At 75.8% G+C, this 19,720-nt stretch carries 13 protein-coding genes and 1 pseudogene; 8 read left to right on the top strand and 6 right to left on the bottom strand.

From position 1 onward, the window contains the following. Positions 1 to 575: 575 nt before the first annotated feature. The gene (locus KV557_RS33160; protein WP_218205266.1) at positions 576 to 1,397 is read right to left on the bottom strand and encodes an MBL fold metallo-hydrolase; all 822 of its coding nucleotides are present in this window, start codon (positions 1,395 to 1,397) and stop codon (positions 576 to 578) included. Next, positions 1,394 to 4,192: an AfsR/SARP family transcriptional regulator gene (locus tag KV557_RS33155; protein ID WP_218205265.1), complete on the bottom strand. Its 2,799-nt coding sequence runs from the start codon at positions 4,190 to 4,192 to the stop codon at positions 1,394 to 1,396. Before KV557_RS33155 ends, KV557_RS33160 begins: the two co-directional genes overlap by 4 nt. Before the next feature lie 67 nt (positions 4,193 to 4,259). Here KV557_RS33155 and KV557_RS43380 point away from each other — a divergent pair. Next, positions 4,260 to 4,718 (top strand): annotated as a pseudogene (locus tag KV557_RS43380) (AAA family ATPase); the annotation flags it as partial. Between the two features lie 401 nt (positions 4,719 to 5,119). On the opposite strand, the gene KV557_RS33145 reads toward KV557_RS43380, so the two are convergent. Both KV557_RS33145 and KV557_RS33140 read right to left on the bottom strand, forming a co-directional pair. Continuing rightward, positions 5,120 to 5,479, bottom strand: a complete 360-nt coding sequence (locus KV557_RS33145; protein ID WP_218205263.1) for a hypothetical protein — start codon at positions 5,477 to 5,479, stop codon at positions 5,120 to 5,122. 49 nt (positions 5,480 to 5,528) lie between these two features. Then, the gene (locus tag KV557_RS33140) at positions 5,529 to 6,002 is read right to left on the bottom strand and encodes a hypothetical protein (protein WP_218205262.1); all 474 of its coding nucleotides are present in this window, start codon (positions 6,000 to 6,002) and stop codon (positions 5,529 to 5,531) included. A gap of 51 nt (positions 6,003 to 6,053) precedes the next feature. Between KV557_RS33140 and KV557_RS33135 the strand changes: the two genes are divergently transcribed. The 4 genes from KV557_RS33135 to KV557_RS33120 all read left to right on the top strand — a co-directional run bounded on the left by KV557_RS33135 (position 6,054) and on the right by KV557_RS33120 (position 8,728). Then, positions 6,054 to 6,455 carry a hypothetical protein gene (locus KV557_RS33135; protein WP_218205261.1) on the top strand — a complete coding sequence of 134 codons (402 nt, stop codon included), beginning with the start codon at positions 6,054 to 6,056 and terminating at the stop codon, positions 6,453 to 6,455. 326 nt (positions 6,456 to 6,781) lie between these two features. Further along, the gene (locus tag KV557_RS33130) at positions 6,782 to 7,276 is read left to right on the top strand and encodes a hypothetical protein (RefSeq protein WP_218205260.1); all 495 of its coding nucleotides are present in this window, start codon (positions 6,782 to 6,784) and stop codon (positions 7,274 to 7,276) included. Between the two features lie 193 nt (positions 7,277 to 7,469). Beyond that, a complete protein-coding gene (locus KV557_RS33125) occupies positions 7,470 to 7,835 on the top strand; it encodes a hypothetical protein (RefSeq protein WP_218205259.1) in 366 nt (121 codons plus the stop codon). A 143-nt stretch (positions 7,836 to 7,978) separates the two neighbouring features. Then, a complete protein-coding gene (locus KV557_RS33120) occupies positions 7,979 to 8,728 on the top strand; it encodes a sigma-70 family RNA polymerase sigma factor (protein ID WP_308130189.1) in 750 nt (249 codons plus the stop codon). Positions 8,729 to 8,735: 7 nt separating this feature from the next. Here the strand turns inward: KV557_RS33120 and KV557_RS33115 are convergent, their stop codons facing one another. Further along, the gene (locus KV557_RS33115; RefSeq protein ID WP_218205258.1) at positions 8,736 to 11,645 is read right to left on the bottom strand and encodes an AfsR/SARP family transcriptional regulator; all 2,910 of its coding nucleotides are present in this window, start codon (positions 11,643 to 11,645) and stop codon (positions 8,736 to 8,738) included. 212 nt (positions 11,646 to 11,857) lie between these two features. On the opposite strand from KV557_RS33115, the gene KV557_RS44220 reads away from it, so the two are divergent. Beyond that, entirely contained in the window at positions 11,858 to 14,530 is a 2,673-nt protein-coding gene (locus tag KV557_RS44220) for an AfsR/SARP family transcriptional regulator (protein WP_218205257.1), read from the top strand. Between the two features lie 281 nt (positions 14,531 to 14,811). Further along, a complete protein-coding gene (locus tag KV557_RS33105) occupies positions 14,812 to 17,163 on the top strand; it encodes an ATP-binding protein (protein ID WP_218205256.1) in 2,352 nt (783 codons plus the stop codon). A 6-nt stretch (positions 17,164 to 17,169) separates the two neighbouring features. Here KV557_RS33105 and KV557_RS33100 read toward each other — a convergent pair whose 3' ends face one another. Continuing rightward, positions 17,170 to 18,474: a serine hydrolase domain-containing protein gene (locus tag KV557_RS33100; protein ID WP_218205255.1), complete on the bottom strand. Its 1,305-nt coding sequence runs from the start codon at positions 18,472 to 18,474 to the stop codon at positions 17,170 to 17,172. Between the two features lie 246 nt (positions 18,475 to 18,720). Here KV557_RS33100 and KV557_RS33095 point away from each other — a divergent pair, with 246 nt between their 5' ends. Continuing rightward, positions 18,721 to 19,710: a phospholipase D-like domain-containing protein gene (locus tag KV557_RS33095; protein ID WP_218205254.1), complete on the top strand. Its 990-nt coding sequence runs from the start codon at positions 18,721 to 18,723 to the stop codon at positions 19,708 to 19,710. Positions 19,711 to 19,720: the final 10 nt, after the last annotated feature.

Here is a 19,720-nt window from a genome sequence, read left to right as displayed (position 1 = left end):
GGCAGGGCGGCCCGGGCCAGCTCCGGATACCAGGTACTGGTCGAGCGCGGAGTCGAAGGCGAAGAGGCGGTCGAGGAGTTCGGTCGGTGTGGCGGGAGCGTCGGCCGTCGGGCGGGCCGACCGCGGAAGTGCCGATCTGGATGTAGGCCGAGGCGAGATCGCAGCGGGCGGCCGGATCCGCGGTCGGCAGGTCGGTCAGGAACTCCAGCAGCGGAACCGCCTCCATGGGCCGCCCCGCGACCAGATACGCCGACGCCACCGCGTGCAGGTTCCCGGTCGGGCCGTCGCCCAGGGCCACCGCCTCCAGCGCGGCCAGCCGCGACGGGTCCCGGGTGGCAACGAACTGCCCGTACCGCTCCACGACTTGGGGAGTCGAGTGAGCTCCCCGGTACTGCGGATCCCAGCCGATCACCGGTGCACCGCCCACACCCGACCACCCCCGTCGTTCCTCGGCCTGCCTGCCATGCTCGGGCCTCCACCCCGCCCGCCACAAGTCGGACGCACGGGGCGTACGGGGGCAGCCGGTCGGGGTCAGGAGAGGGCGAGTTCGGTCATGCCGTCGGATCAGGGACGCCTCACGGGCGCGGGAGGTCGGCGGGGTCGTGGGCGCAGATGATGCGGACGTCGGTGGGGCGGGTGCGGTGGAGGGCGCGGAGGCGGTTGAGGTTGTGCAGGCGGGCCGGGTTGTCGATGGCCATGAGGCGCTGGAAGGCGGTGAGGCCGGGCGGGCGGCGGGGGAAGCCGGGGGCGATGTCGGCGCGGTTGAAGTAGGCGTCCCCGGCGTGGAGCAGCCAGCGGTCGTCGGTGCGGACGGCGACGCCGCAGTGGCCGCGGGTGTGTCCGGCGAGCGGGACGAGGAGGAGGTCGGGGGTGGCGTCCGGGAGGATCGGGATCGCGCGGAAGCCGTACCAGTCCTCGGTGGCGGCGTCCGGCCGGTGCTCGACCCAGTGCGGGCCGTGCGCCCACTGGGCCGGGCGGTAGCGGTCGCGTTCGCCGAGAGTGGCCTGGGCGCGGGCGGCGCTCAGTTCGTCGGCGAGGACGTGCACTCTGGCGTGCGGGAAGTCGCCGAGGCCGCCGGCGTGGTCGAGGTCGAGGTGGGTGAGCACGATGTCGCGGACGTCCCGCGGGTCGTGGCCGAGAGCGCGGATCTGGTGCAACGCCGTTCGGGCCGGCGTCAGTTGGGGACGGACGGTGGCGAGGAAGCGCCGGCCGAGGCGGTGCTGCGGGTGGGCGACGTCCTCGGTGCCGAAGCCGGTGTCGACCAGGATCAGCCCGTCGCCGCTCTCGATCAGCAGGCAGTGGGTGGCCAGCCGGCCGATCAGCCGCCCGCCGCCGCCCATCAGCGCGCGGCCGCCGAGCGGGCACATCGTGGCGCAGTCCAGGTGGTGAACGGTCATGTCGCCTCCAGGGGTTGGGGGGATGCGGGGTTGCGCGACAGCAACCGGTCGAGGTTCTGCGCCAGCTGGCCGTCCCCCTGCTCGGTGTACAGCTCGGCGGCGGTGCGGAGGTGGTCGGCGGCCTCGGTGGAACGGCCCAAGGAGGCGAGGAACTCGGCGAAGTGACGGCACGCCAGGGCGTGCAGGCGGACGTTCCCGGACGAGCGGCACAGGTGCAGCGCCTCGCGCCAGGCCAGTTCGGCGCCGTGGGGGTCGTCCAGCGCGTGCAGCGCGAACGCCTCGTTGACCATCGCCCACATGTAGGCGTTGGAGGTCGGCTGCGCGGAGAGCAGGTCGCGCGTCTCGCGCGCGAGGTCGAGCGCGGCGGCCGGGGCGCCGAGGGCGACCTTGAGGGCGGCGGCGTTGCTCAGCACGGTGGCGGCGTGCTCGCGCAGGCCGGTGCGCCGGATGAGGGCCAGGGCGGCGTCGGAGAGGCGGTCGGCCCCGGCCTGGTCGCCGGTGAGGGCGGTCATCGAGGCGCGGACGGAGAGGGCGTGGATGTGCAGGTCGCCGTCGTCCGGGGTGGTGCGCTCGACGGCCTGCCCGGCGAGGGGCAGCGCCTCGGCGACGCGCCCGCTGGAGCCGAGGGCGCAGGCCGTCGCGGCCTCCATCGCGGCCAGGCCCTCGCGGTCGCCGCTCTGCCGGGCGGCGTGGAGTCCGACCCGCAGGCAGGAGAGGCGGTCGTGGACGCGCCCGGCGCCGTAGTAGAGGGTGGCGGTGGCCCGGGCCAGCCGCCAGGCGCGGTCGTACTCGCCGCGGTCGGCCGCGACCGTGACCAGCGCGCGGAGCACCGGCTCCTCGGCGTGGCACCAGGCGAGCGTGGCGCGGGCGTCGGTGAGCCGGGGGAGGGCGAGGTGCTCGGTGCCCGGGGGCCGGAACGGCTCGTGGTAGGGGTTGAGGCGGCGGATGGCCGCGCCGGCGGCCAGCAACTCGTAGTCGACGAGGCGGTGGAACGCGTCCCGCTGGTGGGCGGCGGGCAGTTCGGCGAACAGCTCGGCGCCGTAGAGGCGGACGAGGTCGTGGCGGGCGAAGCGGCCGGGGGCGGTCTCGGTCAGCAGGTGGTGGGCGGCCAGGGAGCCGAGCGCGAGCCGGGTCGCGTCGGTGCCCTTGCGGAGCAGTGCGGCGGCCGCGCAGAGGTCGACTTCGATTCCGGGGTGGGGCGCGAGGAGGGGGAGGAGATTCCTTGCGTCGGAGGGTAGATGACGGTACGTCAGCGTCAGTGCCGAGTGGACGCCGATGGAGCCGTCCGGGGTTGCGAGGGTGGACAGGCGGGTCCGCTCGTCCGCCAACTCGGCTACCAGGTCGGCGAGTTGCCAGCCCGGGCGGGCGGTGAGGCGGGCGGCGGCGATGCGCAGGGCGAGGGGGAGGCGGTCGCACAGCTCGACCAGCCGCCGCGCGGCGTCCGGTTCGGCCGCCACCCGCTCGGCGGTGAGGCGGAGTTCGAGCAGGCGGCGGGCGTCGGCGTCGGGCAGCACGTCGACCTGGAGCATCGCCGCGCCGTCGGCGACCACCAGTTCCTCCAGGCTGTTCCGGCTGGTGACGACGGCCGCGCAGCCGGGCCCCGCCGGCAGCAGGTCGGCGACGTCGTCGGCGCTGCGCGCGTTGTCCAGCACGACCAGCATCCGGCGCCCGCGGGTCTGCTCCCGGAACAGCGCGGCGCGGGCGGACCGGTCCTCGGGGATCGCCGGCTCGGGCACGCCGAGCGCGCGAAGGAAGCGCCCGAGGGCGTGCGCCGGATCGGCAGGCCCGGCCGGGTCGAAGCCGCGCAGGTCGACGAAGAGCCGGCCGTCCGGGAACCCGGGCGCCGCGCGGTGCGCCCAGCGGACCGCCGTCGCCGTCTTGCCGACCCCGGCCGGGCCGACCACGACGGCCAGGCCGTCCCCGGTGCGGTCCGGGCCGCACTGGGCGTCGAGCCAGCGCTCCTCGGTCTCGCGGCCGACGAAGCCGCGGGGAGGGGTGGGGAGTTGGTCCGGTGCGGCGGATAGCGCCGGCACGGGCGGCTCGTCCGGCTGCCCGTCAGGCTCCGGTTGCCCGTCGGTGAGGACGTCGGCGAGGGCCTGCTGGAGCTCGCGGCCCGGGGAGACGCCCAGCTCCTCCGCGAGGCACGCGCGGGCCCGGTGGTAGGCGTCCAGCGCGGCGGAGGTGCGGCCGCTCTGGTGCAGGCAGCGGACCAGCAGGGCCACGACGGGCTCGCGCAGCCCGTCCGCGGCGACGGCCTGCTCCAGCGCCGGGACGGCCGCGAAGCCGCGCCCGAGGCGGAGTTGGCGCCGCGCCCACGCGGTGAGGAGCTCGGTGCGGGTCCCGTCCAGCCGGCGGGCGAGGGCGGCGGAGAGCGCGGTGGACGGGAGATCGGCGAGCGCGGCGCCCTGCCACAGGCGCAGGGCCTGTTCGAGGAGCGCGGCGGCGGTGGCGTCGTCGTCCGTCGCGGCAGCCCGGGCGGCCAGCTCCTCGGCCGCCAGCGCGTCCACGGCGGCCGGGTCGCCGGTGAGGTGGTAGCCGGGGGAACGGGTCGTCAGCTCGAAGGCGGAGGCGGCGAGTACCTTGCGCAGTGCGGCGATGTGGCCCTGCAGGGCGGCCTTGGGGTGCGCCGGCGGTTCGTCGTCCCAGAGCAGCTCGACGAGGCGCTCCACCGCGACCGTCCGGTTCAGCTCCAGCGCCAGCAGGGCGAGCACCGCCCGTCGCTGTGCACCGCCGACGGTGGTGGGGGCGCCGGTGTCGAGCCGAAGCTCCACCGGGCCGAGCAGCCGTATCCCCATGCGTTCCGTCCTGCCGTCATTTCGCTGGTAGAGCCGCAGCTTACCCGTGAGTAGCTCATGGCGGTGCGACGCCTTCGAACGCGCCCGCGGCGGCGTCCTGTTCATCGACGAGGCGTACACCCTGACGCCGCGGCACGGCGGGGGCGGCGACTTCGGGCAGGAGGCCGTCGACACCCTGATGAAGCTCATGGAGGACCACCGCGACGAGGTCGTGGTGATCGTCGCCGGCTACCAGGAGGAGATGCGCGGTTTCCTCGCCTCCAACCCCGGCCTCGCCTCCCGCTTCTCCCGCGAGATCACCTTCGACCACTACGCGGACGACGAACTGATCACCATCGTCCGCGTCCAGGCCGAATCCGCCGGCTACACCTGCACCCCGGACACCCTGGCGGCCCTCGGCGAACTGTTCCGCGCCGTCCCGCGCGACCGCTCGTTCGGCAACGGCCGGTTCGCCCGGCAGGTCCTGGAAGCGATGATCACCCGCCAGGCGGGGCGGCTGTCGCGCCTGGACATAGCCGACCTGGAGTCCACCGCCTACCGCTCGGGCGGCCCCCTGCCCGACCCGCAGCTCGGCTTCGGCACACTGGACTTGGTGGCGGCCGTGACGGGCGTGCTCGACCGCGAGACGACACCGGCTCCCGCACCCGCCACCCCGCCCACGGCGGCACTGGCGATGCCGCACGCCCGCCCGGCCTCCGCCGCCCCGGGCCAGGCCGCGACCGTGGCCCTGGCCGCACTGGGCGTGATCGGTCTGGTCGCCTTCGCGGGCGCGGTCGCCCCTCGCGGCCGCGCCCGCCGCTGGCAGCCGGCGAAGGCCGAGGACGGGTCGTAGGGCTCCCAGGGCGGGCCGGCGCCCCGGTCGTCCGGCCTCCACCGCCCCCTGGCAGTGGCCGCGACTGCGCTACCGGATCGGATCCCGGACGTCCCTCAGGCGAGCCGGTCCGGGGGCGGGAGCTCGGTGATCGGCTCGTCGGCCCAGGAGTAGATCTCCAGGTTGGACAGGTACCCGTCGAAGGCGAAGAGCAGCACGCCTCCGACGGGCCGGCCGTCCGCGTCGAGCATCTCGGCCTCGACGACGGGATTCCCCGTCACCGGCGCGGCGGCCACGGTCGCCCGGTCCGGGGCGAAGTCGATGCTGGGGCAGGGGCACGGGCAGTGGCCGGTCACTCGCAGGTGGGGGATCTGCGCGCGCAGGGCGCGCGCAACGGGTTCGTCGTCCTTGAGGAGTGCCTCAAGGAGCTGCACCGCTTCTTCGGGTATGCGATCGCCGATCGTGCTGGTCTCCATGGCCCGACCCGATCACCTGCCCTCGGGAGACGTCAAACCGGGCGGGCGGTCAGCGGTCGGCCATGGCGTCGCCGGTGAGGGCGGCCAGTTCGAGCACCGCCGCCGCCCGGGCCCTGGTCCGTCGGCGGGGCAGGACGACGACGCCGCGGCAGCGTGTGCGGAAGTGAGCGACCAGGTGCCGCACGGCCACTGCCCGGCCGTCGGTGCCCGGGACCCCGGACCGGGCGGGGGCGAAGACCACGACCCCGCCCCGGGCCAACTCGCCGCGGCCCTCGGCGGCCAGCCGGTCCAGCAGGTCGGAGGCGGTCCGCGCCCCGGCGACCGAGGCGTCGGCGCGGATCACGACCTGGTCGGCCAGCGCCACCGCGGCTTGCCGGGCGTCCTCAGGCGCGCCGGTGGCGTCGCTGAGGACGACGGGGTAGTGGCCGCTCAGGCCGGTGAGGGCCTGCCGGTAGCCGGCGTCGCCGACGCCGGGCCAGGGGCCGTCGGGACGGACCGTCAGCAGCGTCAGCCGGCCGCCCACGTGCCGGAAGGCGTCCGGCAGGGGAGCGGCAGTGAACAGGTCGCCGAGCGCGTGCGGAGGCGTCGGCGCGGCGGCGTCCGGGTGTGGTGGTGCGAGGTCGAGGACGACCGCCTGGTGGCACCGGTGCCCGGCCAGCAGGGCGCCGAGCGCGACCGCGAGCCCGGCGGGACCCTCGCCCGGGGCGGGAGAGCCCAGGAACGCGATCCGGTGGCAGGCCGGCAGCGGAGTGCGGATCCGCTCGACCAGGCGCTGCGCCTCCGCCCTGTCGGCGAACGGCCCCGTGGCAAGCGCAGTTGCGAGACCCGGGTGACCGCAGGTCGGGCGGGGGCGGCAGGGATGCCGGGCGCGCCGACGGCCTCGGCACCGGGCGTGAAGAGCGGGAGTTCGGCCGGCGGGCCGGGCGGGTGGAGTTCGAGCAGTGGCACGGGCACCGGCCAGGTGGCCGGGGTGTAGTCCGGCCGGGCGTCCGGGCCGGGACCCAACAGCAGCTCGGTCCAAGGCACTTGGAAGCCGGCCTGAGCGGAGGGGTGGTGAGTGGTGCCGGTGGTGCCGTCGGAGAGAGTCATCGGGTGTCCCTTCCGGTTCGTGATCCGCCGCCGGGCCGTCCGTCCGCCTGCTCCGGTCGGCCCGCCCAGCCGGAACTACGGAGCCCGGTGCGCTTCCGGTTCAGTCGTGCGCGTTGATCGCCTCGCCCGGCTCCCGGTGAACCGCCTTTGCGATAAGTCCCGTTGAGCGGGGCAGGACGCACCGCGCGTCCGGATCACGCTTGGAGGAACCCCATGCGCACCACCAGTCGAGCCACCCGCGCCGGCGGCCTGCTGCTCGCGGCCACCGGCCTGGTCGGCCTCACCGGCGTCACCGCCGCGCACGCGGCCACCGTCCCCGGGGTGCCGAGGGTCCCGGCCCAGCCGGGCGTCCCCGTCCAGCCGGGCGTGCCTGCCAAGCCGGGCGTCCCCGTCCAGCCGGGCGTCCCCGCCAAGCCGGGCGTCCCCGCCAAGCCGGGCCGGCCCGCCTTCAACTTCGTCCTGTGCTCGAAGGGCACCTACTCGTCGTACGCGGTGTTCCCGAAGCGGGGCGGCTTCTCGACGGTCGTGGTCCCGCCGGCCGAGTGCACGCACCTGACGCTGACCGGCATCAGCAACGAGCAGGTCGTGCTCTACGGCATCGGGCCCAACGGCGAGTTCAAGATCGCCACCGACACCTTCGACGACCGCGACGGCGAGCGGATCCGCACGCTCGGCACGCCGGACACCAACGACTGGACCACCTACTAGGCGCCAGGCACGGCCCCACTCGCCGGCCGGGCGGCCGCATGGCCCGGCCGGCCGGTTCGGCTGTCCGAAAACCCTCGACGGGACCGGGCTGCCAGTCGGTACCGTCTCCGGGGGGACGGCCGGCCCGTGCCGGGCCGCCTCGACAGATCAACGGTGCGAGTCCCGGGGTCGGGACGGGGGAGGACAACGAGACATGGCAACCGAGCGCGCGGAGCCGCGCGAACTCATCGCGGCCCTGCTGGCCGAGGGCGCGGAGTCCCTGCCGGGGTTGCCCGCGCTCCCGGTTCCGCCGGCGGCGGCGGCGGAGGACGTGATCGCCGTCGCCCGGCGGTTGGCCCTGGACGGGCTGCCGCCGGGGCGGTGGCGGCCGGTGTCGTCGCCGGGGCTGCTGCGGCTCGCGGAGGCCCTGGTGGTGGACGAGCACCCGTCCGCGCCGGGCTGGACGCCGGAGGAACGGGAGCGGGTCACCACCTGGGTCGCCGTGCTCATCGAGCACCGGGGCGAGGACGGCGTGCAGGACCTGATCCGGGCGCTCGACGAAGGGCGGAACGCCGCCTGACGCCAGGTCCCGGCTCCGTCGGGGGAGGGACGTTGGTGCGGAGTTGGTGCATCCTTGGCGGCCGTTGACAGTCTGCTGCCACAGCCGCCGGGGGGGAACCGGCCGGTCTGTGCCGTGACCCCGACCGATCTGTGAGGTAGTACGTGTCCAAGCAGCCTGTCGCCCCGATCGCCTCCGGCGCCCAGCGGCCCGCGGACCCGTCGCCCGCCGACCCCGCCGTTCCGCCCGCCGACCCCGCCGTTCCGCCCGCCGACCCCGCCGTTCCGCCCGCCGACCCCGCCGTTCCGCCCGCCGACCCCGCCGTTCCGTCGGCGGACGCCGCCGCGCCCGCGGCCCGCCCGACCCTCGACCCGCAGGATCTCGCCGAGATCTTCCGGCTGCACGGGGGTTATCTGCTGAACGTGCTGCTCCGTACCACCCGGGGCGATCGCGGCAAGGCCGAGGACATCCTCCAGGAGACCCTGCTGCGCGCCTGGCAGCACCCCGAGGCGCTGAAGGCCGGGCCCGAGCACAGCCGGCCCTGGTTGTTCACGGTGGCCCGGCGGATCGCCATCGACCACTACCGGATGGCCGCCGCCCGCGCCACCGAGGTGATCGGCGAGCCGCTGGAGGAGCGGCCGGTCGCCGACGACCCGTACGAGCGGGTGGTCGCCTCCCGGGACATGGCCCTGGCGTTGCGGCGGGTGCAGAAGCACCACCGCGAGGTGCTGGTCGAGCTGCACCTCAAGGACCGTTCGGTGGTGGAGGCCGCGGCGAACCTCGGGGTGCCGCCGGGCACGGTCAAGTCCCGCAACTTCTACGCGATCCGCGCCATGCGCCCGGTCCTGGCGGCCGAGCACGGGTACGCCCCGAGGGGCGAGCGTGCCGCACGGGCGACGTCCTCCGCAGGGTGATGGATCGTCACATGAGCCGTCGAGCCAGGGAGTCCAGCTGCTCCTCGATCGAGGTGACGAACACGCCCATCGACGCCGGCAGCCGCCCGTTGGCGCGGAACCGGTCGAGGGCCGAGCGCAGCCGTCCGACGGCCTCCGGAGCGCGGCCCCGGGAGGCCAGGAAGGTGGCGCGGGACTGCTCACCGACCGCCTGGAGGTGCAGCAGGCCGGCCTCCTCGCAGCCCGCCAGCGCGCGGTGCCAGGCGATCTCGCAGGTCTCCTCCGGGGCGACCGGCTGGAGGGCGTGCGCCTCGGTGAGCATCGACCAGAGGTGACAGATCGTGACCGTGGCCCCCGGCAGCAGCTCCCGTGCCTCGCGGGCCTGCCGCAGGGCGCCCTCCCGGTCGCCCGCCAGCAGGCTCACCTGGGCGCTGTGGGCCAGGGTGGCGGACAGCCGCCCGGGCTGGCCGGTCTGCCCGGCCAGCGCGATCGCGGCGGCGGACAGCCGGGCGGCCTCGTCCGTGCCGCCCACCAGCGCGGTCGCCACCGCCAGCGAGTTGAGCGCCCGGAGGTGGGCCGGTCCGTCCGCGGGGCGGGTGCCGGCCACCGCGCGACGGGCCCGGTCCACCGCCTCCTGGAAGCGGCGCAGGCAGAGCAGAGCGGCCGCCTGCGCCCCGTCCATCCGCGAGGCGCCCACCCGGGCACCGCACCGCTCGGCGGCCTCCCGGCCCGCCTGCATGCAGCTCAGCCACTCGGCGAAGAGCCCCGAGGCGTAGTACGGCGGCTCGCAGGCCGCCGCCAGCTGCCAGGACCGCTGCGGGTCGGTGTGGGCGGCGGCGGTGACCAGCGCGCGGATCGCGGGCTCCTCGGCCCGGAACCAGTCGATCGCCGCCCGGGGGCCGGCCGGCGACGGCAGGGCCGGCGGGAGGTAGGCGCGGTCGCCGTAGGTCTCCTGCCCGGGCTCCAGGAGCTCGGCGCAGGCCCGCGCCGCCTCCAGGTAGTAGTCCAGCAGCCGCTCGGCGGCCAGCCGCCGGGCCGGCTCCGGCCGTTCGGCGAGCAGCTCCGCGCTGAACAGGCGCACCAGGTCCGACCGGCCGTACCGCCCGGGGGAGGTGCCGGCCAGCAGGTGGTGGGCGGTCAGCTCGCCGAGCGCGTGGCGGGCGGCGGCCGGGTCGGCGCCGAGCAGCGCCGCGCTCGCCAGGACGTCCACCTCCGGGCTCGGGTGTGCGGCGAGGACGGTCAGTAGCTCGGCCGCCCCCGGCGTCAGCCTGCCGTGCGTCCGGCGCAGTTCGCCGGAGGCGCCGATCGGGCCGTCGCCCGCCAGGACGGCCAGCCGGGTGCGCTCGTCGGCGAGGTCGTCGGCCAGCCCGGCGATCGTCCAGTCCGGCCGGGTGGCCAGGCGGGCCGAGGCGGTCCGCAGAGCGAGCGGCAGGTGGTCGCAGAGCCCGGACAGGCGGGCGGCGGCGGCCGGTTCGGCCTGAACCCGCTCGGACGTCAGCACCTGGTCCAGCAACCGCAGGGCGTCGGCCTCGGGCAGCGCGGCCAGACGCAGCAGGGCGGCGCCCTCGGCGGCCACCAGGCCCTCCAGCGGGCCCCGGCCGGTGACCACCGCGGCGCAGCCCGGCCCGGCCGGCAGCAGGTCGGCGACCTGGTCGGCGTCGGCCGCGTCGTCCAGCAACACCAGCAGGCGCCGATCCCGGGTCAGGTCGCGGTAGAGCGCGGCGCGCCCGGCCCGGTCGGCGGGGACGGCGGACTCCTGGACGCCCAGTGCGCGCAGGAACCGGCCGAGCACCTCGGCCGGGTCGGCGGGCCCGCGCTGCTCCGTAGCCCCAGTAGCCGCCTCCGTTGCCTCCGTTGCCTCCGTTGCCTCCGTTGCCTCCGTCGGGTCCGCCGGGCCGAGGCCGCGCAGGTCGGCGTGGAGCTGCCCGTCCGGGAAGCCCCCGGCGGCGCGGTGCGCCCAGGCGACGGCCAGCGCGCTCTTGCCGACCCCGGCCGGGCCGACCACCAGCGCCAGCCCGTCGCCGCCACGCTCCGCGCCGCATTCGCGGTCCAGCCAGTGCAGTTCGGGCTCACGGCCGACGAAGTCCACCGGCCGGCGCGGGAGTCGGCGCGGCACGGAACGCGTCGGCGCGGGAGGAGCCGGCGGGGGAGAAGGCGGCAGGCCGGCGGGGGGTGTCACAGCGCCGCCGTCCCGGTCCCCGGCCAGCACCTCGGCGAGCGCCGCCTGGAGCGCCGGTCCCGGCCGGATGCCCAGCTCCCGGTCCAGCCGCACCCGGGCCTGGTGGTAGGCCGTCAGCGCGTCCGCCGCCCGTCCGGCCTGATGGAGGCAGCGCACCAGCAGCGCCACCACCTCCTCGCGCAGTCCGTTCGTCCGCACGCTCTGCTCCAGGGCGGCCACGGCGGCGGCGCCGGTGCCCTGCCGCAGCCGCAGCCCGGCCAAGGTGACCAGGGCTGCGATCTGCGCCTGCTCCAACTGGTCCACCACGGTGCCGCGCAGCGCGGTGTCGGGCAGGTCGGCCAGCGCCGTGCCCCGCCACAGCCGCAACGCCTGCTCCAGCAGCGCGATCGCCTCCGCGACCGCCGTGCCGCCGTCCGCCCCGGCCAACTCTGCGGCCCGGCCCGCCAACGCCTCGAAGCGCAGCGCGTCCACCGCCTCGGCCGGCCCGGTGAGCAGATAGCCGGGAGCCCGGGTGTGCAGCACGAACGGGCTCTCGGCGAGCAGCTTGCGCAGCGCCGCGACATGCCCCTGGAGCGCCGCGCGCGCACTCGGCGGCGGCCAGTCGCCCCACAGCAGTTCGCAGAACGCATCCACCCCGACGACCCGTCCCAGGTGCAGGGCCAGCAGCGCCAGCACGGCCCGCCGCTGCGCCCCCTGCAGCTCGGTGAACCCGCCGCCCCCGGTCCGCAGCTCCACCGGCCCGAGGAGTCGAATCCCCACCCGTCGCCCCACTTCGCCCCACCACACCCCGGGCCGCTCCCGGGTGGTGCAGTGTAATGCCAGAAGCCGCCCGGGCCGGAAGCGGACGAACCAGCAGGAAGACGCCCGGCGCGGACCAGGCACGGAGGGCCTATCCTCGGACGATCCGGTCCTCGGACGAACCGGACCAGCGCCCGGACCGGCACCCCGATCATGCTGAGGAGAATGGCCGCATGCGCATCGACCTGCTCGGGCCGGTCGCCGTCCGGCGGGACGACGGGACGGTCGTCACGCCCTCGGCCCCCAAGCGGCGGGCGCTGCTCAGCGCGCTCGCCGTCCGGCTCAACCAGGTGGTGGCCACCGAGGACCTGATCGAGCTGGTCTGGGACGGCGCCGCGCCGCCCACCGCGCGCGCGGCCCTGCAAGGGCATGTCGCCGTGCTGCGCCAGGTGTTGGGCGGCGACCACCTCGCCCTCGGCACCCGCGGCACCGGCTACGTGCTCACCGGCGACCGCGACCGGGTCGACCTGCTGCGCTTCGGCGACCTCTGCGACCTGGCCGGCGTGCTACTGCCCGGCGGCCCGAGCGCCGCCCGCCCGCCCGGCGGACCGGACGATCCGGCGCTCCCGCTGCTGCGCGCCGCCCTCGACCTGTGCCACGGCCCCGCGCTCACCGACTGCGGCTCCGCCCTGCTGCGCGAGCGGACCGTCCCGTACGTCACCGACCTGCGGCTGCGCGCCCTCGACCGGCTCGCCGACGGGCTCTGCCGGCAGGGCCGCGGCGGCGAACTCGTCGCCGAACTCACCGAGGCCGTTGCCGCCCACCCCACCCGGCAGGGGCCCGCCGCCCGGCTCGTCACCTGCCTCGACCAGGCCGGGCGCCGGGACGAGGCCGCTGCCTGGTACGACCGGGCGGTCGCCGGGCTGGCCGGCCCGCCCGGACCGGAGCTGCGGCGGGCCGGCGAACTGATCGCCCGCCGGCCCGCCGCCGCCCGCGTCCCCCTGCTCCGGGACGACCCCGGACCCGCCCAACTGCCGACCGCCGACCGCCGATTCGTCGGCCGCGCGGCCGATCTGCACCGCCTCGACGAAGCCGTCGCCCTCGCCCGTACCGGCCGGCCCGTCCTGGTCACCGGCCCCGCCGGCGTCGGCAAGACCGCCCTCGTCCAGCACTGGGCCCACCGGGCCGCCGAGCGCTTCCCCGACGGCCGCCTCTACGCCGACCTGCGCGGCTTCGACGAGACCGGCCCCCGCGAGCCCGCCGACGTCCTCGGCGACCTCCTCTCCGCCCTCGGCGAGGACACCGTCCCCGCCGCGCTCGACGACCGGATCCAGCGTTATCGCGAGCTGTTGGCGGGCCGTCGGATCCTCGTGGTGCTCGACGACGCCCGCTCCGCCGAGCACGTCATACCGTTGCTGCCCGAGCCGCCCACCGGGCCGCATGAAGCTGCCCCTGTCGCCGTCGTCACCAGCCGGCACCGGCTGCGCGACCTCCTCGTCCGGGAGAGCGGCATCCCCCTGCCGCTCGACGCCCTCACCCCCGAGGACGCGGCCGCCCTCCTCGCCCGCACCCTCGACCCCGCCCGCCTCGCCGCCGAACCCGAAGCCGCCGCCGAACTCGCCGAACGCTGCGACCACCTGCCGCTCGCCCTCCGCCTCGCCGCCGCCCGCCTCGCCGCCCGCCCCGGCTGGACCCTCGCCGAACTCGCCGCCGAACTCGCCGACGACCAGGCCACCCTCGCCACCCTCACCGGCACCGGCCGTGGCCCCCTCGGCATCGCCGCCACCCTCGACCGGACCCACCGCACCCTCGACCCCGCCCCCGCCCGGCTCTTCACCGTCCTCGGACTCCACCCCGGCACAGAGATCGACACCGCCACCGCCGCCGCCCTCGCCGACCTCCCGCCCGCCACCACCCGGGCCCTCCTCGCCCGCCTCGACGCCCTCCACCTGCTGGAGGAACGCACCCCCGGCCGCTACGCCCGGCGCGGCCTGATCGGCCGCTACGCCGCCCGGCAGGCCGCCGACCTCGGCTGCGACGAACGGCTCGCCGCCCTGGACCGGCTCATCGCCCACTACCTGGCCACCACCGCCGCCCAGCCCACCGGCAGCGGGGAGGCGGCCGCCTGGTTCCGCCGCGAGGAGAGCGCCGTACGGGCTGTCGTCCTCTGCGCCGAACAGCACGGCCGCACCGTCGCCGCCTGGCAGCTCGCCCACCGTGCCGGCCCGCTCTACGAACACACCGACCACGACCGCACCCACTGGCGCGCCACCACCGAGGCCGGCCTGCGCGCCGCCCGCACCTGCGCCGACCCGGCCGCCGTCGCCCGGCTCTCCACCGACCTCGCCGTCCTCCTCGTCGACCGCGGCGCCCACCGCACGGCCGGCGATCACCTCGACCGGGCCGTCGCGGCCGCCGCCGGAGACCCGATCCTGCGCCACCGATGCCGAGCCAGGGTCGCGGACGCGCTGGTCCGGGCGGGCCGCCACGACCGGGCGATCCCGCTGCTGACCGGCCTCGTCGCCGCCGCCCGCACCCCCGCCGCCGCCGACCTCCTCGCCCGCGCCCTCACCGACCTCGCCGACGCTCTCGTCCTCGCCGGCTCACCCGGCCCCGCCCTCGCCCACGCCGACGAGGCCGTCCAACTCGCCACCAGCCGCCCCGCCGGCCCCGACGCCGTCCGCGCCACCCACAGCCGCGCCCGCGCCCTCCACGCCCTCGGCCGCCCCGGCGCCGCCCTGGCCTGCGCCGACCTCGCCGCCGCCCTCGGCCGCACGGTCGCCGACGCCCCTCTCCAGGCCCGCTCCCACACCCTCCTGGCCGACCTCCTCCAGGCCGTGGGCCGCACCGCCGAGGCCGCCGCCGCCCGCCACCAGGCCGAGGCGCTGCTCTCGGGCACCACCTGAGCCCACCACGTATGCGGCGTCCACTGCGGGCCCGGACGGCTGCTCGACTTCTGCCTGCCGAGGATCTGCCGGCCGAGGACAGGCAGAACTATGGGCAGTTCTGCCGGCAGCCGCGCCTCTGCCGCCGTTGTGCCTCTCCACTCCTCCTACTTCCCCGGCACCGCACCTGAGCTGGGGTGCAATGACGTCGCCTCGGCGGGAACCGGGCATACTTCTGCCTGCGTGTGGTGGTTGGGACACAACCGATGGCAGAAGTACCGGCAGTAACAAGGGCGGGAAACATGACGGATGCGGTGGACGAGGGTGGCGAGTTCGCCCGCCTGCTGGCCGGGTACCGGGTGCGGGCCGGGCTGACGCAGGAGGAGCTGGCCGCTGCGGCCGGGGTGAGTCTGCGGGCGCTGGGGGACATGGAGCGCGGGCGGACCCGCGGCCCGCAGCGGCGGACCGTGCGGGCGTTGGCCTCCGCGCTGCGGCTGGATGCCGGGCGGACGACGGTGCTGGAGCAGGCCGCGCAGTCCGGCCGCCCGCGCGGCACCCGCGCGACGGTCCCCCCGCACACCGTCCCCCCACAAGCGCCCCCGGCCCCCGAACCGGCCCGCGAACCGGCCCCGGCTCCCGCCACCCTCCCCGGCGCCCTCGCCCTCCCCCGGGACATCGCCGACTTCACGGCCCGCGAGGACGCCCTCGCCCTGCTGGAGGAGCTGGCCCGGGACGACGAGCCGGCGCACCCCCGTGTCGTGCTGATCAGCGGTCAGCCCGGCCTGGGCAAGACCGCCTTCGCCCTGCACGCCGCGCACTCCCTGGCCCGCCTGTTCCCCGACGGGCAGCTCTCCCTCGACCTCGGCGGCATGGCGCCGACCCCGCTGTCCGCCCGCGACGCGCTGGGCCAGGTCATTCGCGCCCTGGGGGTCGCCGACGGTGCCGTCCCCGCCGGGACGGAGGAGCGCGCCGGCCTGTTCCGCGCGCTGGTGCGGGAGCGCCGCCTCGTCCTCATCCTGGACAACGCCGCCGACGAGGCGCAGGTCCGCCCGCTGCTGCCCGGCTCCGGCCCTGCCGTGACGATCGTCACGAGCCGCAGCGCCCTGCCGGGCCTGGAGTCGGTGCACCGCCTGAGCCTGGACGCCCTCGCGCCCGCCGAGGCCGCCGCCCTGCTGGGCCGGATCGCCGGCCCCGAGCGGATCGCCGCCGAACCGGACGCCGTGGCCGAACTGGCCCGCCTGTGCGGCTACCTGCCACTCGCGCTGCGGATCGCCGGGCAGCGCCTGGTGGCCCGCCGGCAGCAGCCGGTGAGCCACCTGGTGCGACAGCTCGCGGCCGAGGAGAACCGCCTGGACCTGCTGGAGACCGGCGATCTGGCGGTCCGACCGGCGTTCGCCCTCTCGTACCGCCGGCTGCCCGCCGAGTCGCAGCTGGTGCTGCGCCGCTGCGCGTTGACGGCCGGGCACGACTTCACGGCCGCCGTGGCCGCCGCCTACACGGGGCTGTCCGTGGTGCGGACGGAGCGCCAGCTGGAGCAGTTGACGGACGCCGGGCTGGTCCAGCTGACCACCCCGGAGCGGTACCGCCTGCACGACCTGGTCCGGCTGTACGCGGGGGAGCGGCTGGCGGACGAGGAGACGGCCGAGGCGGTGGCGGACGCCCGCGCGCAGGCAGGGAGTTGGCTGCTGCGCCGGGCCGCTGCGGCGGGCCTGCGGTTCGACCCGGACAGCACCGGGGAGGACGTGTCGGCGGACCCGGATCCGACGAGTGCGCCGGTGACGCTCTCCGACGCCGCCCGCTGGCTGGAGGAGGAGAGCCAGGAGTGGCTGGCCGCGATGTACCGGGCGGCGGAGTCCGGCCGGCACCGGGAGGTGATCGACACCGCGGAGGCGATGCACTGGTTCTCGGACCGGCTGCTGAGCTGGGACATCTGGGCGGAGGTCTTCCAGCTGTCGGTCGACTCGGCCCGCGCGTGCGGGGACCCGCATGCCGAGACGGTGCATCTGAACTACCTGGCGTGGACGTACATCACCTGCCTGCACCGCTACCAGCGGGGCACGGAACTGGCCGGTGAGGGCCTGGAGCTGGCCCGCCGGATCGGCGACCACGAGCAGGAGGGCTGGGCGCTGACGTACCTGGGCTCGGGCCTGCGCGCGCTGCGCCGCCACCAGGAGGCGATCGACGCCTACCACCGGGCCGGGGACGCCTTCGCGCTGGTGGACAACCGGGCGGCCCGGATCGGACGGCTGGTGACGCTGCGCGGCGCCGCGAGCTGCCTGCGCGATTCGGGCCGGGCGGAGGAGGCGGTGGAGTCCCGCCGGCTGGCGCTGGCGGGCGCGCTGGAGCTGGTGGAGCGCTGGGAGTCGCCGCTGATGCACTTCATGGCGGCCATGACGGCGCACGAACTCGGTCTGGACCGGGCGGCGTTGAAGCGCTGGCCGGCCGCGGAGAAGGCGTACCGGCAGGCGCTGACCCACTACGAGGCGGTGGGCCGCCCGGACAGCATGACGAAGGCGCTGACCGAGCTCGGCACGGCCCTGATCGAGCAGGGCCGCGCCGACGAGGCCCGTGAGCTCCTCACCGAGGCGCTCACGGACCTCACCGCGGACGGCCGTCCGGGCCGCCGCCGCCCGGGCACTGGCGCAGGCGGCTGAGGCCCGTCAGATCCGGCTGTCCTCGACCGCCGGAATCGTGGTGTCCGGGATCGTACTGCGCGGGATCGTGCTGCCCGGGACCGCACCCGGCACCGCGGACCGCAGGTTGGTCCGCGGCGCGGCGGTGGCCGGCTTCTTGCCGCAGAACGCCGGCTCCAGCGCGCCCATCAGCCCCTGGGTGACGGCGCCGTTGTTGGAGGCGTTGGCGAAGACGACGACGGTGCGGTGCCCGTCCGGGGCGGTGAAGGACTGGGTCTGGTAGCCCTGGACGATGCCGCCGTGGCCGTACACGTCCCCGCAGGAGAGCGAGATGCGCCGCAGGCCGAGGCCGTAGCTGATCTTCGCGGTGGGGGTGGGCAGGGCGGCGCTCATCTGCTTGAGCGAGTCGTCGGAGACGAGCCCGCCGGCGCTGCCCGCGACCAGGGCGGTGAGGAAGGTGTCGAGGTCCTCGGCGGAGGAGGTGACGCCGCCGGCGGCCCAGAGCCAGGAGGCGGTCTGCTGGGTGGAGTCGAGCAGCGGCTTGGTGCGGTCGTCGTTGGTGAGGTAGCCGGTGACGTGGGCGCCGCGGATCTCGTCGTCGGGGACGACGAAGGAGGTGTGGCGCAGGCCGAGCGGTTCGAGGATCCGGTCCTTGAGGACGTCGGCGTAGGGGCGGCCGGTGAGGTTCTCGACGGCGAGGCCCATCAGCACGAAGTCGGTGTTGGAGTAGGAGTACTTGGTGCCCGGCGGGTACTGGATGCCGTGCTTGACGGAGATCGCGACGAGGTCCCGCGGGTCGTACACGTTGGTGCGGATGCGTGCCTCGAAGGCGGCGGTGGTCTCCTCGCCGGCCTGCTCCAGCAGGTCGTTGGTGTGGTCGTAGATGCCGGCGCGGTGCTCCATGACCTGGCGGCCCGTCATGGTCCAGGCGTCGGGCAGGGTGCCGGCGGGCAGGTAGTCGCGCAGCGGCTTGTCGAGGTCGATGAGGCCCTGTTCGGCGAGCTGCATGACGAGGACGGACGCGAACATCTTGCTGTTGCTGCCGACCCGGAAGCGCCAGTCGGCGTTCATCGGGGTGCCGTCGAGGTCGGCCTTGCCGACGGTCAGCGACCGGTCGAGGCCGGGGTCGCCGTGGTCGCGGATGACCGCGAAGGCGCCGGGCGCGCCCGCGTTCATGGTGGTCTGGAGGGCGGCGAGCACCGCGGCGGTGTCGGGGACGGGGGCGCTCGGGGTGCCCTGGTCGGCCGCCGCGGCGTTCGCGGCGCCGGTCGCCAGCAGGACCACACCGGCCGCAGCCACGGCCAGGGGACGCAGAAGCCTGATCTTCGCCATGTTCCTCGGTTCTCTTGTCAGCTGACGCGGCGTGTGGCCGCGCCGATCGAAGATCCACTATCTCCGGCGCGGGCACCGGCTGGCAATGTGAACCCGATCTTACGCACCGTCCGTTTCCCGAACGGCGGCCAAGGCTTTACCTCCAGGGGTCTACCCGCGTAAACCGGCGGGCTCCATCCTGATTCGGCGCTTCCCTGCACGCCCCCCGTGCAGCCCCAACCCCGTTCAGCGACGGAGGAGTTCCGTATGCCCCTGGCCCGAATCGCGCGCCGCGCCGGCGCACTGCTGCTGACCGCCGTCGGCCTGCTCCCGATATCCGGGACGGCCCACGCCGACACCGCCGCCACCTACTCGGCAGTGGTGTTCCCGGATCAGAGTCACAGCCTGGTCTACGACTTCATCAACTCCGCCACCACGTCGGTGGACGTGACCATGTACGAGCTGCGCGACACCAGCGCGGTGAACGCCCTGATCGGCCGCCAGCGGGCGGGCGTCCAGGTCCGGGTGATCCTGGACGGCAAGCACACCTCGGTCAACGGCGCCGCCTTCTCCGCGCTCCGGAGCGCGGGCGCCGGGGTGACGTACTCCTCGTCGGCGTACGTCTACACCCACCAGAAGACCGTCACGGTGGACGGCGTCAAGTCCCTCGTCATGACCGGCAACCTGGACGCCAACTACTACGCGACCGGCCGCGACTTCGGCGTCTTCGACACCGACGCCAACGACGTTGCCGCGATCGAGCAGGTCTTCGCCGCGGACTACGCGAAGACCGCGATCACCCCCTCCGACGGCGACAACCTGGTCTGGTCGCCGACCGACTCGGAGAGCCGCCTGCTCGCCCTGATCAACGGCGCGCAGACGAGCCTCGACCTGGAGCAGCTGGAGTTCGGCGACCAGGCCCTGGTGGACGCCGTCGCCGCGGCGGCCGGCCGCGGGGTCACCGTGCGCGTCGTCGGCATGAACCCCAGCTACTACGGCACCTACTTCGACCAGGTGACCGCGGCCGGCGGCAGAATCGTCACCTACTCGACGACGACGAGCCTCTACATCCACGCCAAGACGATCGTCGCCGACTACGGCACGTCCTCGGCCAAGGTGTTCGCCGGTTCGGAGAACTTCTCCGACAACTCGCTGAACAACAACCGCGAGCTCGGCCTGATCACCACCGACGCCGGGGTGCTGAGCACCCTGGAGTCCACCTTCGCCACCGACTTCGCCAACGGCCTTCCCTACTAGAGGACTTCCC

The organism is Kitasatospora aureofaciens, from assembly GCF_019192735.1.
GTDB classification, from domain to species: domain Bacteria; phylum Actinomycetota; class Actinomycetes; order Streptomycetales; family Streptomycetaceae; genus Kitasatospora; species Kitasatospora aureofaciens_A.
Note: the sequence above shows the minus strand (reverse complement) of the source record. Positions and strands in the feature narration are given on the sequence as shown.

Bases quoted from the DNA above. Each gene is read 5' to 3' on its own strand.
- KV557_RS33160 (WP_218205266.1), bottom strand. From the start codon at position 1,397: ATGACCGTTCACCACCTGGACTGCGCCACGATGTGCCCGCTCGGCGGC.
- KV557_RS33155 (WP_218205265.1), bottom strand. From the start codon at position 4,192: ATGGGGATACGGCTGCTCGGCCCGGTGGAGCTTCGGCTCGACACCGGC.
- KV557_RS33145 (WP_218205263.1), bottom strand. From the start codon at position 5,479: ATGGAGACCAGCACGATCGGCGATCGCATACCCGAAGAAGCGGTGCAG.
- KV557_RS33130 (WP_218205260.1), top strand. From the start codon at position 6,782: ATGCGCACCACCAGTCGAGCCACCCGCGCCGGCGGCCTGCTGCTCGCG.
- KV557_RS33125 (WP_218205259.1), top strand. From the start codon at position 7,470: ATGGCAACCGAGCGCGCGGAGCCGCGCGAACTCATCGCGGCCCTGCTG.
- KV557_RS44220 (WP_218205257.1), top strand. From the start codon at position 11,858: ATGCGCATCGACCTGCTCGGGCCGGTCGCCGTCCGGCGGGACGACGGG.
- KV557_RS33105 (WP_218205256.1), top strand. From the start codon at position 14,812: ATGACGGATGCGGTGGACGAGGGTGGCGAGTTCGCCCGCCTGCTGGCC.
- KV557_RS33100 (WP_218205255.1), bottom strand. From the start codon at position 18,474: ATGGCGAAGATCAGGCTTCTGCGTCCCCTGGCCGTGGCTGCGGCCGGT.
- KV557_RS33095 (WP_218205254.1), top strand. From the start codon at position 18,721: ATGCCCCTGGCCCGAATCGCGCGCCGCGCCGGCGCACTGCTGCTGACC.